The sequence below is a fragment of the Sinomonas gamaensis genome (genome assembly GCF_005876955.1).
GTDB classification, from domain to species: Bacteria; Actinomycetota; Actinomycetes; order Actinomycetales; family Micrococcaceae; genus Sinomonas; species Sinomonas gamaensis.
Window position 1 is genome coordinate 33,527 of record NZ_SSCL01000012.1, and the last position, 12,971, is coordinate 46,497.

Sequence of the window (12,971 nt, forward strand, 5' to 3'; positions counted from 1 at the left end):
CGCTACCAGCGCGGGTGGACCGCCTCGCGGAAGAACTCGTCGTAGATCCGACGCACGCCGTCGTCGAACTCGGAGCCCAATTTGCCGACGCCCTGCGCGGCCGCGGCGTTCGCCCTCGCCTGATCGGCGTTCCTGGCCCCGGGGATCACCGTGGTGACCCCAGACTGGGAGACGATCCAGGCCAAGGCCGCCTGCGCCGTCGTCAGCCCCTCCGGGACGAGTTTCTGGAACTCGGCGACCGCGTCGAGGCCCTTCTCGTAGTCCACCCCCGAGAAGGTCTCGCCGACGTCGAAGGCCGAGCCGTCGCGGTTGTAGTTCCGGTGGTCGTTCTCGGCGAACTGGGTGCTGCGGCTGAACTTTCCGCTCAGCAGCCCCGATGCGAGAGGGACCCGGACGATGATGCCCACGCCGGCCTCCTGCGCCGCCGGGAAGACCTCCTCGAGGGGCTTGAGCCGGAACGGGTTGAAGATGATCTGCACCGACGCGAGGTTGGGGCGCGCGATCGCTGTAAGGGCCTCCTCCGCGGTCTCTACGCTCACGCCGTAGTTGCGGATCGCGCCGTCCTCGACCAGCTGATCGAGGCCATCGAAGACCTCGTCAGTGGAATAGACCGGGGTGGGCGGGCAATGCAGCTGGACGAGATCGAGTGTGTCCTTGCCGAGGTTGCGGCGGGAGCGATCGGTCCATTCGCGGAAGTTGGCCAAGGTGTAGTTCTCGGGGACCTGGGGCAGGCGGCGGCCCATCTTGGTGGCAACCGTGATGCCAGCGTCCGGGTGGTCCGCGAGCCACTCGCCGATGATCTGCTCGCTGCGGCCATCCCCGTACACGTCCGCGGTGTCGAAGAAGGTGACCCCGGATTCTGCCGCGGCGTCGAGGACCTTCACGGCGTCCTCGCGCTCGACATCACCCCAGCCCGCTCCCAATTGCCACGTTCCGAGTCCGATCACGGACACTTTCCTGCCAGTACGTCCGAGCACACGCTGTTCCATGGTTTCCGACTATAGGCGCTGCGGGCGGCTCGGGGGCTAGAGGTCCTGCTGCCGGAAGAAGAGGGCCGCCGCCGCAACGAGCGCGGCAGCCAGGATCAATCCCGTGAGAACGGGCCAGAGGACGTCAGCCTCCTGACCGGCGGCCAGCGAGGCCGCCTGCGGGGTCAGCGCGGCGGGCGAGTATCTCCCGAGCGGCTTCCAGATGGCGGCCGCGCTGAGGATTGCGTAGGCCGCGATGCCGATGCCCGCCGCCCCCGCGGCGGAACGGAGGACCACGGAGAGCAGCGCCATGAGGGCCACGAAGAGCACACCGAACACGAGCCAGACCAGCGTGCCGGACCACAGCGGGCCGGCCGGGGCCCCGTCGAAGAAGACCGCGGTGACGCCCCACGTCACGAGCGTCCCCGCGAGGACGGCGGCCACGAGGAAGACGCCGTGCACGACCGCCTTCGCAACGACGAACGCCGTGCGCGAGAGCGGCTTCGTGAGGACGAGGGCGGCCGTCCCACTCCTGACCTCGCCCGAGACCAGGCCTCCGTAGCTGATGATCACCGTGACGAGCACAATCTGCGAGAGGTTCTTCATCCACTGCGCGTAGGCATCTGCGGAGGTAGGCGTTGGGAGGTTGAGGCCCGGAATCTGATCGCTGACCACCGCGCCGAGGATCTGCGGGGTATAGCGGGCCAGAATCGGGCCAGTCAGCGCGAAGAAGAGGACGATGCCTGGCAGCACCCAGATGCGCCAGGTCCTCACGATCTCCCGGACCTCCTTGAGGGCGAAGGCAGCGAACCCGTTCATTGCGCCTTCTCCCCCACCAGTTCCACGAAGACCTCCTCGAGGCCCATCTCCCCTGCCTCCAGGCGGGACAGGCCCAGATGGCGCGCAGCGACCAGCGCTGGGATCTGAAGCCTGGCCTCAGCCAAGTCGGTGATGGTCACTTCCAGCGTCCCGTTCGACCCGGACGCCACACGGGTGGCCCACGGCGCCGCCTCGAGATCGGCACGGAGCCCTTCCGCACCCCCGGTCACTTCGAGCACGACCTTCTGCTGCCCGTACCGCGAGCGCAGTTCGTCGATGGGCCCTTGGGCGACGATGTGCCCCGCGTTCAGGACCGCGACGGTGTCGCAGACCCGCTCGACGTCGCCGAGGATGTGGGTGGAGAAGAAGACGGTGGTGCGGCCGCGGAGCGAGGCGATCATGTCCAGGACGTCTTTCCGGCCCAACGGGTCCAACGCTCCGGTCGGTTCGTCGAGCAGCAGGAGCCGCGGGGCGTTGATGAGAGCCTGGGCCACGCCGAGACGCTGCTTCATCCCCCGTGAGTAGCCGCCGATCTGGGTTCGGACGCCTTCGAGGCCCGCCAACCCGAGCAGCAGACCGAGCCGCTTGTGCAGCTCCCCACCCTCAAGGCCGAACAAGCCGGCGGCAAACCGGAGGAATTCCTCCCCGGTCATCCAGTCGTAGAATCCAGGTACGTCCGGAAGGAACCCCATCTCCGTCCGCACGGAGTTTCCGACGGCGGCCACGTCTTGGCCGAGGATCCGAGCGGAACCGGAGGTTGGGCGGGCGAGGCCTGTCAGCAGGCGCAGCATGGTCGTTTTGCCAGCGCCGTTCGGACCGAGGAAGCCGAACACCGATCCTTCCTCCACCCGCAGGTCGACATCGTCCAAGGCACGTGTCCTGCCGTAGACCTTGCTCAGGCGGTAGGTTTCGATGGCCGCGCTCACGGCCCGCTTCCCTTCTCCGGCCGCCGGTACAGGGCGTCGGCCACGTCCCGAGGATTTACGGACGGCGCAGCGGCCGCTGCGTCATCTGCGGGCGGGCGACGGCGTCCGGCAGCGAAGTAGAGGATCGGGCCCAAGATGTTCAGCAAGATGATGACGGCGGCCCAGACAACCTTGTTGCCGAACGTCAGCTCGGCGATGGGTCTCCGGTAGAGGTCGACGAGAGCGACGACGACGAGAGTCACCTGGACGAGGGCCAGCAGGACAACCGCCGCGATGATCCAGACGGGAATGGTGGAAGGATCCACGCGCCCAGACTAGGCGTGGGCATTCTTACGGGACAGTGCCCTTGGTCCCGCTGGCTGGTGGCCTTCCGGTGGCCTCAGGGGGCGAGCCAGGCGAGGGCCGCCACGACGAGCGCGGCGGTGCCCGCTTCCAGCGTGGGTTCGAGGACCGGCGCGAAGCGCGGAGAGTGGTTCGCGGGGATGTCGGCACTCACGGTCCCGCGCTCCTCGGCCTGCCGGTAGGCATCGGGATCGGTGCCGCCGACTCCCCAGTAGGTATAGGGGACGCCGAACGCGTCGGGGATGGTGCTGAAGTCCTCGCTCGCCGTCTGCCTGCCGTAGTCCGTGACGAGGCCGCCGAAGTGCTCGTGGAAGGCCTCTGCGACCCGGGCGGTGGCTTCCTCGGAATTGTTGGTGAGCGGGTAGCTGTCGTAGACCTCGAAGTCGGGCTCCTTCGGCGAGCCGGAGGCGGCGCTCTCAGCTCGGGCGATGCGTTCGATCGCGGCGAGAATCTGTTCCCGGACAGAGCGGTCGTAGGTGCGGATGTTCAGCTCGAGCACCGCATGGTCGTCGATGATGTTGCTCTTCGCGCCGACCGCGATGCGGCCCACGGTCACTACCGCGAACTCCCCCGGCGGAACTTCGCGCGCCACAATCCCCTGAAGCCGCACGACGACCATTGACGCCAGGACGGCCGGATCAATCGAGAGATGGGGCATAGAGCCATGGCTCCCCCGCCCGTGCAGGGTGATGCGGATACTGTCGGCCATCGACAGGAAGGCGCCGGGGTGCGGGCTCAGCGTGCCCGCCGAGTGGGCGAGGACATGCTGGCCGAGCACGACGTCAGGCCGCGGGACGCGTGAGGTGAGGCCGTCGTCGACCATTCCCCTCGCCCCGTCGCCCATCTCCTCGGCGGGCTGGAAAAGTGCAACCAGAGTGCCCGCCCACGACTCCCGGGCTGCGGCCATGAGCCGCGCGGCGCCGAGGAGGCAGGAGACATGGACGTCGTGCCCACATCCGTGCATGATCGGCACCCCGCGCCCGCTGGCGTCGGTTCCCATGGCCGTGCTCGCGTAGTCCAGCCCCGTCGCCTCCGCGATCGGAAGGGCATCCATGTCCGCGCGCAGGAGCACGGTGGGCCCGTCACCGTTCTCGAGGACCCCCACCACGCCGGTGCCCCCAATGCCCTCATGCACGGCGAAACTGTGATTCCTGAGCTGCCCGGCCACGATTTTCGCCGTCCTGAACTCCTGATGGCTGAGCTCTGGGTGGGCGTGGAGGTCCTTGTACAGGGACTCCTGCCACTCCTGGATGGTGGACTGGGAAGAAAGGACGGCGTCTGCCGCGGATGTCATGGCTTCTCCTTTCGATGGCGATTCCAGCGGATTCCTGTCAAAGAGCCGAGCCTCCACTCGACGGGCTCCGGGAGCCTCCATCCCCGGCGGCGGGCGATCAGGCTGATCGCCGAAGCCGTGACGATCGAGAGGGCGAAACCCACATTCTGCTGCCCCCATCCGTACGCCACCACCATCTCGGCGCTGCCGATGAGCGCGCCGGTCGCGTAGAGGGTGTTGCCGCCGAAGATGACGGGCAGGCGACCGACGGCGATGTCCCTCACCATCCCGCCGCCGACTGCCGTCAGGAGCCCGAGCAGCATCGCCGGCAGCCAGTCCAAGCCGACGCCCAGCGCCTTGGCCGTGCCGGTCGCCGACCAACAGCCAAGGGCCAGCGAATCCGCGACCAGGAGCACGCGCGAGGCCCAGACGCCGTCCAGCCTGACCACGAACGCGACCGCGGCTCCCGCCACCGCGGTGATGAGGTACGCGGGATTCGTCAGGGCCACGGGGAAGCCGTGCTGGAGGAGCGTGTCCCGCATCATGCCGCCTCCGAGGGCGGACAGCACGGCAAGCACCAGGAAGCCGATCGGGTCCATGCGAAGCTGCCGCGCGACGGCGCCGCCAAGAATGGCATTGGCGAGCACGCCGATGAGGTCCACGACGTCGAAGACTGCACCCGCATCGAATCCCACAGCTCCACCCTGCACGAACACCTGGGCCAGAACCAGTTCCAGATCTGGCCAGCCTCACTGGCCAGCCTCAGACGTGCTGGGACCGATCGCCGGCTTCAATCCCTCGGAGCCGGTTCAGCGCATCGACGCGATTTGTGCAGCCTAGCTTGATGTACGCGTGTTCGAGGTGCTTGGCCACCGTGCGGGGACTGACTCCGAGGAGGTGCCCAACCGCGACGGCGGTGAGCCCATGCCCGATCAAGTGCAGGATTTCCCGCTCTCTGACCGTCAGGTCGAAGGAGTCAGAGGCATGCTGTGTCTCCACCTCTTCGGCCCGGGGGTAGGCCATATTGAGCCGGGGGTAGGCCATATTGAGGAGGCGCAGGACCGGCTGCACCAGCGCGGCGAGCCCGAGTTCGGCGTCCGAGAAGTCTTGGCCGTTCCTGACCAGTGCCCATGCGCTCAGGCCTGCGTCTCCGGGAACGTTCAGCCGGATCGAGAACTGGCGGTCGACTCCGGCCAGACGGAGGGCTTCGCGATAGACCGCCGTCTCCCGAAGGGCCCTGTCCGAGATGAGATCGCTCAACCGAAGAATGTCCCATTGTGCTTGTTCGTGGAACATGTATCCGCGAATGAGGGGATGCTCCTGATAGAACCTGAGGAACACTTCGCGGGAAACGCTCGGCACGTCCGGGTAATTCATCACTTCAACCTGGCCGGTCTGCGAATCGAACGACGCCCACCCCACACCGAGACCGGGGAAGAGCTTCGCGAGCATTTCGCTCGTGGCCTGCATGTACTCCTGCCTCGTCGGGAGGCCCATGAGCTGGGCGGCAAGGTTCTCGGCTGGCTCCATGGCGGGCCTCCGGACTCTCGGCTTGATCCGACGGCACGAGGGTAGGAACCGCGGGCCGTACGCACAAGTACGTATTGCTCAAAGGATCCTGTGAGCGCATACTCTTCGTGCCCGGAAGGTCCGCGAACTCCTGATACCGAGACAAAGCCTCCGATTTCTTTAGCCGCCAGAGTCGAACTGCTGATCCCCCTCTCTCGGCTCGGCATTCGCTCCAGAGCAAGACGTCCCGCCCTTGAAAACAGCGCTCGGACGTGTTCCATTCGTGTGTCTGGCCTCGAGGAGGCCCACAATGCGCCACAAGCCCTTTCTCAGCTGGTTCCTGTCCGTCATCACGTTCGCGGGCTTCGGGCTCGTCGCGGCTACCGCGACTCCTTCCGCCGCAGCAACGCTGACCCCGCCGGATATGCAGGTCCAAGTCCCCACCAACCTCATTTCGATCGGCACCGACCCGACCACGAATCACCCGATGCTAAGGTTCACCCACATCACGTGGGACGCCGGCGTCGGGCCATTCGAAATTGACCCGACCTACAATTCGGCAACCGGAACAGCCACGTTCGTCCAATCCATCTACAACAGCTCGGCCCCGGGCTCGTGGTCGCTCGACCACACCGTGCCCTTGGCCGCGATCGGCGTCTTCGACTCGCCCAACGACTACCAATTCCCCCTGACAAGATTCACCCTCAACACCATCAATGCGGATGGGTCCATCGGCACCGTCGTCGCGACGAGCCCCAAGACGGACTACTGCATCACGGCGGATGTCCAAGTGGGCGGAGTCCCGAATACCCCGACGTCGTCCTTCATCCCACAGTCGAACTGCACGGACCCGACGCGTCCTCTCGGCTGGTCCGTCGGGTGGGGCGACCAATATGACCAGACGGATTCTGGCCAGCCCATCGATATTTCGGGCGTCGCCAACGGAACCTATATTCTTCGCGGAATTGCCGACCCTCTGCATGTGCTCACCGAAAGTGACAACACCAACAATGTCACCGACACAGTGGTCACCATCAACGGCACCAGCGTGGCGGTCGGCAGCCAGACCCACCCAACCGTGGTGCCGCCGTCGGCCGCTCTCACCAGCCCCGCCCCGGGAGCCGCCGTCTCTGGAACGGTGACCCTCACCGCGAGCGCCTCAGCGGCCGCCCCCGCCACAGTTTCCTCCGTCCAATTCCTCCTCGACGGGGTAGCCCTGGGGAACCCCGTGACCACGGCGCCCTACAGCATGAACTGGACCGTGGGGACCACCAGCCCGGGCACCCATAACCTCAGCGCCCGCGTCACCGACAGCGCGGGCACCGTCAACACGGCCGCCGTCGTGCCGGTCAGCGTCGGCGCGGGCACCTCCCTTGCGCTGGACCGCTCGACCACCGCTCGCGGCAACGGCACCGTGAGTGCCACGGGAGTGACGACGGCGGCCCCCGGCGAGGTCCTCATCGCTGCGGTAGCGAGCGACGGCGCGAAGAAGGGCGGGCAGACGGTGACCGTCAGTGGCGCCGGCCTCACCTGGACCCGCGTCGGACGGGGCAACGCCCAGTTGGGTGACTCCGAGATCTGGACGGCCACCGCCCCGAACGTCCTCAGCGGAGCCACCGTGACCTCGACGCCGAGCCAGGCCCGGTATGACCAGCAGCTCGTGGTTGAGTCGTTCGTCAACTCGGGCGGGATCGGCGCATCGGGCGTGGCTGCGGGTGCCTCCGGGCCGCCAGCTGTGTCCTTCGCGGCGAAGGCCGCCGGCTCCCTGACCCTGGCGGTTGGCAACGATTGGGACTTTGCGAAGGCCCGCACGCTGGCCTCGGGGCAGCAGATGATCAGCCAGTGGCTGGATACCGGAAGCGGTGACACCCTGTGGGCGCAGGCCACAATCACCGCGACGACCGCCGCCGGGCAGTCGGTCTCGCTCGCGGACACCGCACCAACTACCGACAGGTGGAACATGGTGGGAGTCGAGGTTCTCCCCGGCTCCAGCACGGCACCGCCCCCGGATACCACTCCGCCGACCGCGCAGATCACGAACCCCACCGCCGGCCAGACAGTCTCCGGGAGCGTCCCCGTGGCCGCGACCGCGAGCGACAACGCGGCGGTGGCTTCCGTGCAGTTCTTCCTCGATAGCCAGCCACTCGGGAGCGCCGCGACCGCGAGCCCGTACGCGATCACGTGGGACACCACCAAGACGGCCAACGGCGCCCACACCCTGACCGCGACCGCCACCGACACGAGCGGCAACACCGGGACCTCGGCAGGCGTCGGCATCACGGTGCAGAACCCGCCGCCCGCCATGACGTGCTTCGTCCAACAGGCGCTGGTCGACGTCCGCGGATCCGGGACCGTTACGACGCCCACCTTCAGTACCGTCGCAGTCGGCGAAGTCTTGCTCGCGTTCGTCTCCCAGGACGGTCCGGCCAAGGCCAACTCCCAGACTGCCACCGTTTCGGGTGCGGGCCTCGCGTGGAAGCTCCTTGGCCGGTCCAATGGCCAGTACGGCGATGCCGAAGTGTGGACCGCGACGGCAGCCACGGTGCTAACGAATGTGACTGTCCAGTCTGCGCCGAGCTCTGGCGGGTACACGCAGGAACTCTCCGTGGTCGCCTATGAAGGCGCGAAGGGAGCCGGAGCAGTCACCTCAGGCGGCGCGGCCACTGGCGCGCCGAGCGTGAGCATCACGACGACGGCGGCCGCCTCCTTGGTCTTCGGCGTCGGGCACGACTGGGACAACGCCTTCGCCCGCACCTTGCCGACCGGCCTCGTCATCCTCGAGCAGTGGGTCGACACCACGCACGGTGACACCTCGTGGACGGAGTACACCAACCAGACCACGGGCGTCGCGGGGACGCAGGTCGCTGTCGGCGCCACCGCTCCGACGAGCGACAGGTGGGATATGGTCGCCGTCGAGCTCGTCGGCTCGGGAAGCTGAGCCCACAGCCCGCGTTCAACATAGTCACCTGCAACTGGTCAAGACCGGGAGTTCGGGGGAAGAGTAGCTGGGACAGATCATGAAGGGAGCATCATGAGCCAGCTACCTCAGCCCCCGACCTCGCCTCGGGAGCCCGACGGCACCGGCCAGCCTCGGCCGCAAGCCCAACCGATGCAGCAGCCTCAACCGCAACCCCAACCGATGCCGCCGGTAACGCGGGCTGGTGTCGTCTGGGCGACGGTGGTCGTCGCCCTGGTCGTCCTGATCCTGCTGATCGTGTTCTTCCTGCAGAATCAGGACACGGTCCGCGTGCAGTTCCTCGGCCTCGACGGCTTGGTTCCGCTGGGTCTCGCGCTGTTCATCGCCGCCGTCGCGGGCGGGGTGCTCGTCGCGGTGGCCGGCGCGGTGCGCATTCTCCAGTTGCGCATGGTGGCACGCCGAGCGCAGCGAACGCCCGGGCCGCAGCGACCCGGGCATTCAGGGAAAACTGGCTGAGCTACCGCTACTTGCCCGGAACCAGGCACCCGCCGTTGGAAATCGTTCCGTCGATCGCGCTGATCTGAGCCTGCACGCTCGCGAGCTGGGCCTGGAGGTCGGCCACAGCCGCCTTCTGGGCTTTGATGGCGTCGATCTTGTTGCCCTTCTGCGCCTGCAGAGCCAACAGCGTCTGCTGGGCGGCGCTGACCTGCTTGTCTAGGCTGACCGACTGCTGCTGAAGGGACGCAAGCTGCTGCTCGGTGTCCGAAACCTGCTGGTTGAGCCCGTCGAGCTTCGTCAGGAGCGGGGCGACCAGGTTCTCGAGGTTCAGGACGTTCTGCTCCGCCGTGGCGATCTGGGCGTTGAGGTCCTTGAGCCGCGCCACGAGGCCGTCGCTGACCGCGTTGAGCCCGTCCAGCTCGGCCTGCTTGGCCCCCACCGCGGCGCTCGTCTGGTCCACCGCGCTCTGGAGAGCCGGCAGCTGGTCCTGCAGCCCCTTGATCTCGGCCTGCTTGTCCGAAACCGCCTGCTGCGCCGCGGCCAGCACGTTCGTCGCGCTCGCGAGGTCCGCCTGACGCTGAGTCAGGACGTCCTGCTGCGCGCTCAGGTCAGCGAGCGCCTTGTCCCGGTCGGCTGTCAGGCTGGGCAGCTGAGCCTCGAGATCGGCGACGGTCTTGGCTTGGGCGTCCGCGGCGGCTTGCGCGGCATTCGCCGCGTCTTGAAGCGCGGGGAGCTGGCGCTGGAGCGTCGCGAGATCGACCTGCTTCGACGCGACGGCAGCGTTGGCGTTGTCGACGGCGGTCTGCAGGCTGGGCAGCTGGCCCTGAAGGGCCGCAAGCTCGGCCTGCTTGGCGGCGACCGCGTCATTCGCGCTCGCGAGCGAGGCCTGAAGGGGCGCCGCCTGCTGCTGGAGCGCGCTGCTGTTCTGCTGGGCAGTGAGCAGCTGCGCGTTGAGCGTGTTGACGTTGGCCTGCAGCGTGTTCAGATCGCCCTGCAGGGCCGCAATCTGCCCGTTCGTGGTGGTGATCTGCGTGTTCACCTGATCAAGCTTGGTCTGGTCGGCTGCGAGCTGAGCCTGGGCATCGCGCTTGGCCTGCGCGTTCGAGGTCGCCGGGTACTTGTCGATGATCGCCTGCTGGGCGGCGATGTCATTCTGCAGCTGGGTCTTCTGCTGCTGCAGGGACGCGAGGGTGTTCTGCGCGGCGGCGAGTTCCGCCTGCTTGGCGGTCACGGCCTGCTGCGCGGCCGCGAGCTGACCCTGGAGGGTCGCGACCGACGTCTGGGCGTCCGCGATGGCCTTCGCATTTGCGGCGACCGCGTCGGCCGCCTTCTGGGCGGCCGCCTGGAGCGCAGCCAGATCGCTCTGGGCCTGGGCGATCTGGGCCTTCTTGGCGGCGAGGGAGTCCGCGGCCTGCTGGGCCGTGGCCTGCAGAGCTGCGAGGTCCTTCTGCGCCTGGGCGATCTGGGCGTTCTTGGCGTCAACCGCCGCGGCAGCGTCAGAAGCGACCTGCTGCTTCGCTTGGAGGTCGGCCTTGGCATCACTCACCGCCTTGGTCTGCGCATCGAGGGCAGACTGCGCCGTCGTCGCCACCCCTTGGAGGCGGGTGAGCTCCGCCTGAGCTGCGTCGACTGCCTGCTGGGCGCTGGTCACATTGTCGGCCGCGGTTTTGGCGGCGGCCTGCAGCGCGGTGAGCTCCTGGTTCGCGGTGTCGATCTGGCCCTGCTTCGCTGCAAGGGCGTTCTGGGCGTCGTTGGCGGCCGCCTGAAGCGCGGCAAGTTCCGCGGTTGCCGTCTGAATGGCGGCGTTGTTGGCGTCAAGGGCTGCCTGAGCGGCGCTCGCCTGGTCTTTGAGGTCGGCGCTGGCGGCCTGCGCGGTGGCGAGCTGGCCCTGGAGCGCCGTGATCTGGGCGGTGAGGCTCGCCTGCTGAGACTGCAGCGTCTGGAGCGTAGAGGTCGCTGCGTCGATCTGCGCTTGAGTCTGGCCCTGCTGGGCGGTCAGGGAGTCGATCTGGTCCTGCGTGGACTTCAGCTGGCCCTCAAGGGCCGCGAGCTCATCATCGGCCTGCTGGATCGTCGCGTTCAGCCCGGCGATCTGCGCACTCAGTCCGTCTGCCTGGCTCTGGAGGTTGGCCTTCTGGGCATTCAGCACGGCGATCGCGTCGGCGTTGCGCTTCGTCGCGGCCTTGAGCAGGTTCTCCTGGATGGCGCCTCGATGGGCGAGCTGATTGACGACGCCGTTGCAGATCCCCTGGGTGCCTGCCGGCCCCGTGGCCTGGGCGGGGAGTCCGGCGGTGAGCAGGGCCCCTGTGATCCCTGGCACCAGGACGGCGGCAGCGAGCACGCGCCGGAGCCGAGTGGGTGGGGTCGGCAAGTTGTTCATGGTTCCTCCGAGTGGTGCGAAGGGGCACCCGCTCCGGCGCCTGCCAGCGGTTCTGCGGCAGACGGTCGGGGCACGGTGCACGATGCGGTCCCCTTCATCGTTTGCATCGCCCGAATCTGGACGCATAAAAGACGCTATGGGAGATGCGAGAGCCCCGCACCACTTGTTTGAGAAACCGTGTACTCGACTTTTCCGGCGTCCCGCCCAAGTAGTGACAAGCACTACTCAGGAACCGGAATTCTGCGCCCTTTCAGCCGGTGGGGTTGAGGTCGTAGATCATCTCGACCAAGGCGTCGTCGTGGGTGACGGCCTTCTTCAGAGCGAGCTGCAGCGGGCTCCCCGACCCGAATCGCCGGCCCTGTCCGATCATCGACGGCGCCACGACGATCCGCAATTCGTCAACCTCACCGAGATCAAGGAGCTCACGCACCAAGGTGAGACTGCCCCAGCACCCGATGTCGCCGTCGGACTCCGCCTTGATGCGCCGAATCGCCTCGCCCGTGTCGCCCGAGAAGACCTCGCAGTCGCCCAATTCCCCCCAAGGCGCCTCGGAATGGGAGTGGGAGAACACGTACCGCCGCAGCGAGTTGAGGGCGGGCGCCACCATCTCGCCCGCTGACGCCTCGGTTGGCCAGAACGAGCTGAACCCCTCATAGGTCCGGGCGCCCATGAGCATCCCGTCAAGGCCCTCGATGAGTTCGAGCTGGCTCCGCGCGAAGCCTTCGGCGGATCCGCCGATAAAGGGCTCCATGAAGGACGTTGTTCCCTCCGGGTCCGCAGCAAAGCCGTCCGCGCTGATCGTTTCCTGAACTATGAGCCGTCCCATGGACACCACGGTGGCACCGGAGCCGCGTGCCAAACAAGAGCTCAGGGGGTCTTGAGGGCCACGGGCCATCGCGCTAAATACATGGTGTCAGGTCCTTCGAGGAGAGGAGGAAGTCATGAACATGCGGCTGGCACACGGGCCCGTGCGGGGGCGCTCCTTCTTCCCCAGCGCCGCACCGGCCCACCATCACATTCGCTACGTGCCTCATCGCGTCTCGACGACCAGTCAGCGCGCACGGCAGAGGACAAGACAGGATCCCATCCGGATGGCCGTCGCAGCCTCCTGGGTAGCGGTTGCGCTGGTCATGGCGCTCATCGTGGCGGCCGCCATGATCTTGCCCAAGCCCGCGCCCGCAAGTTCGCCCGCGCTCCCGTGGCGTTCGACCACCGCAGGCCCCCTGCTGCCCTACGAGCGCCCCCTGGTCGCCGCCTCGGTCCCGCTTGCCGTGCCCCACCATCATCTCGGCCTCCGAGGCTAGCCCGATCGGCGCCGCGCCGGCAGTCGCCGTGGTCG

Annotated in this window: 12 protein-coding genes; 3 read left to right on the forward strand and 9 right to left on the reverse strand. The window is 67.6% G+C overall.

Annotated elements, in window-relative coordinates; all coding sequences use genetic code 11:
• Positions 1 to 2: 2 nt before the first annotated feature.
• The 7 genes from E5679_RS15240 to E5679_RS15270 form a co-directional block, all read right to left on the reverse strand.
• Complete coding sequence (locus E5679_RS15240; RefSeq protein WP_138417385.1) at positions 3 to 989, reverse strand: aldo/keto reductase; 987 nt, start codon at positions 987 to 989, stop codon at positions 3 to 5.
• Between the two features lie 36 nt (positions 990 to 1,025).
• Positions 1,026 to 1,787 carry an ABC transporter permease gene (locus E5679_RS15245; RefSeq protein WP_138417387.1) on the reverse strand — a complete coding sequence of 254 codons (762 nt, stop codon included), beginning with the start codon at positions 1,785 to 1,787 and terminating at the stop codon, positions 1,026 to 1,028.
• On the reverse strand, positions 1,784 to 2,713 hold the full coding sequence (locus E5679_RS15250) for an ABC transporter ATP-binding protein (RefSeq protein WP_138417390.1): 930 nt from the start codon (positions 2,711 to 2,713) through the stop codon (positions 1,784 to 1,786). The genes E5679_RS15245 and E5679_RS15250 overlap by 4 nt, the downstream gene beginning before the upstream one ends.
• Positions 2,710 to 3,018, reverse strand: a complete 309-nt coding sequence (locus E5679_RS15255; protein ID WP_212746974.1) for a PLD nuclease N-terminal domain-containing protein — start codon at positions 3,016 to 3,018, stop codon at positions 2,710 to 2,712. Before E5679_RS15255 ends, E5679_RS15250 begins: the two co-directional genes overlap by 4 nt.
• Positions 3,019 to 3,092: 74 nt before the next feature.
• Positions 3,093 to 4,349 carry an amidohydrolase gene (locus E5679_RS15260; protein WP_138417392.1) on the reverse strand — a complete coding sequence of 419 codons (1,257 nt, stop codon included), beginning with the start codon at positions 4,347 to 4,349 and terminating at the stop codon, positions 3,093 to 3,095.
• Complete coding sequence (locus E5679_RS15265; RefSeq protein ID WP_138417394.1) at positions 4,346 to 5,023, reverse strand: trimeric intracellular cation channel family protein; 678 nt, start codon at positions 5,021 to 5,023, stop codon at positions 4,346 to 4,348. The genes E5679_RS15260 and E5679_RS15265 overlap by 4 nt, the downstream gene beginning before the upstream one ends.
• A gap of 67 nt (positions 5,024 to 5,090) precedes the next feature.
• Entirely contained in the window at positions 5,091 to 5,858 is a 768-nt protein-coding gene (locus tag E5679_RS15270) for a helix-turn-helix transcriptional regulator (RefSeq protein ID WP_138417396.1), read from the reverse strand.
• A 289-nt stretch (positions 5,859 to 6,147) separates the two neighbouring features.
• Here E5679_RS15270 and E5679_RS15275 point away from each other — a divergent pair, with 289 nt between their 5' ends.
• Both E5679_RS15275 and E5679_RS15280 read left to right on the forward strand, forming a co-directional pair.
• Complete coding sequence (locus tag E5679_RS15275) at positions 6,148 to 8,775, forward strand: Ig-like domain-containing protein (protein ID WP_138417398.1); 2,628 nt, start codon at positions 6,148 to 6,150, stop codon at positions 8,773 to 8,775.
• 93 nt (positions 8,776 to 8,868) lie between these two features.
• Positions 8,869 to 9,270: a LapA family protein gene (locus E5679_RS15280; protein ID WP_138417400.1), complete on the forward strand. Its 402-nt coding sequence runs from the start codon at positions 8,869 to 8,871 to the stop codon at positions 9,268 to 9,270.
• 7 nt (positions 9,271 to 9,277) lie between these two features.
• Here E5679_RS15280 and E5679_RS20905 read toward each other — a convergent pair whose 3' ends face one another.
• Together E5679_RS20905 and E5679_RS15290 are read right to left on the reverse strand one after the other, a co-directional pair.
• Positions 9,278 to 11,632 (reverse strand): coiled-coil domain-containing protein, encoded by a 2,355-nt coding sequence (locus tag E5679_RS20905; protein ID WP_171042409.1) that lies wholly within the window; start codon positions 11,630 to 11,632, stop codon positions 9,278 to 9,280.
• A 250-nt stretch (positions 11,633 to 11,882) separates the two neighbouring features.
• Positions 11,883 to 12,458: a dihydrofolate reductase family protein gene (locus tag E5679_RS15290; protein ID WP_138417402.1), complete on the reverse strand. Its 576-nt coding sequence runs from the start codon at positions 12,456 to 12,458 to the stop codon at positions 11,883 to 11,885.
• A gap of 115 nt (positions 12,459 to 12,573) precedes the next feature.
• Between E5679_RS15290 and E5679_RS15295 the strand changes: the two genes are divergently transcribed.
• Positions 12,574 to 12,936, forward strand: a complete 363-nt coding sequence (locus tag E5679_RS15295) for a hypothetical protein (RefSeq protein WP_138417404.1) — start codon at positions 12,574 to 12,576, stop codon at positions 12,934 to 12,936.
• The last annotated feature ends 35 nt before the right edge of the window (positions 12,937 to 12,971 follow it).

Excerpts from the sequence above, each read along its gene's own strand:
- E5679_RS15240 (WP_138417385.1), bottom strand. The coding sequence starts at position 989 with ATGGAACAGCGTGTGCTCGGACGTACTGGCAGGAAAGTGTCCGTGATC.
- E5679_RS15245 (WP_138417387.1), bottom strand. The coding sequence starts at position 1,787 with ATGAACGGGTTCGCTGCCTTCGCCCTCAAGGAGGTCCGGGAGATCGTG.
- E5679_RS15260 (WP_138417392.1), bottom strand. The coding sequence starts at position 4,349 with ATGACATCCGCGGCAGACGCCGTCCTTTCTTCCCAGTCCACCATCCAG.
- E5679_RS15270 (WP_138417396.1), bottom strand. The coding sequence starts at position 5,858 with ATGGAGCCAGCCGAGAACCTTGCCGCCCAGCTCATGGGCCTCCCGACG.
- E5679_RS15275 (WP_138417398.1), top strand. The coding sequence starts at position 6,148 with ATGCGCCACAAGCCCTTTCTCAGCTGGTTCCTGTCCGTCATCACGTTC.
- E5679_RS15280 (WP_138417400.1), top strand. The coding sequence starts at position 8,869 with ATGAGCCAGCTACCTCAGCCCCCGACCTCGCCTCGGGAGCCCGACGGC.
- E5679_RS20905 (WP_171042409.1), bottom strand. The coding sequence starts at position 11,632 with ATGAACAACTTGCCGACCCCACCCACTCGGCTCCGGCGCGTGCTCGCT.
- E5679_RS15290 (WP_138417402.1), bottom strand. The coding sequence starts at position 12,458 with ATGGGACGGCTCATAGTTCAGGAAACGATCAGCGCGGACGGCTTTGCT.
- E5679_RS15295 (WP_138417404.1), top strand. The coding sequence starts at position 12,574 with ATGAACATGCGGCTGGCACACGGGCCCGTGCGGGGGCGCTCCTTCTTC.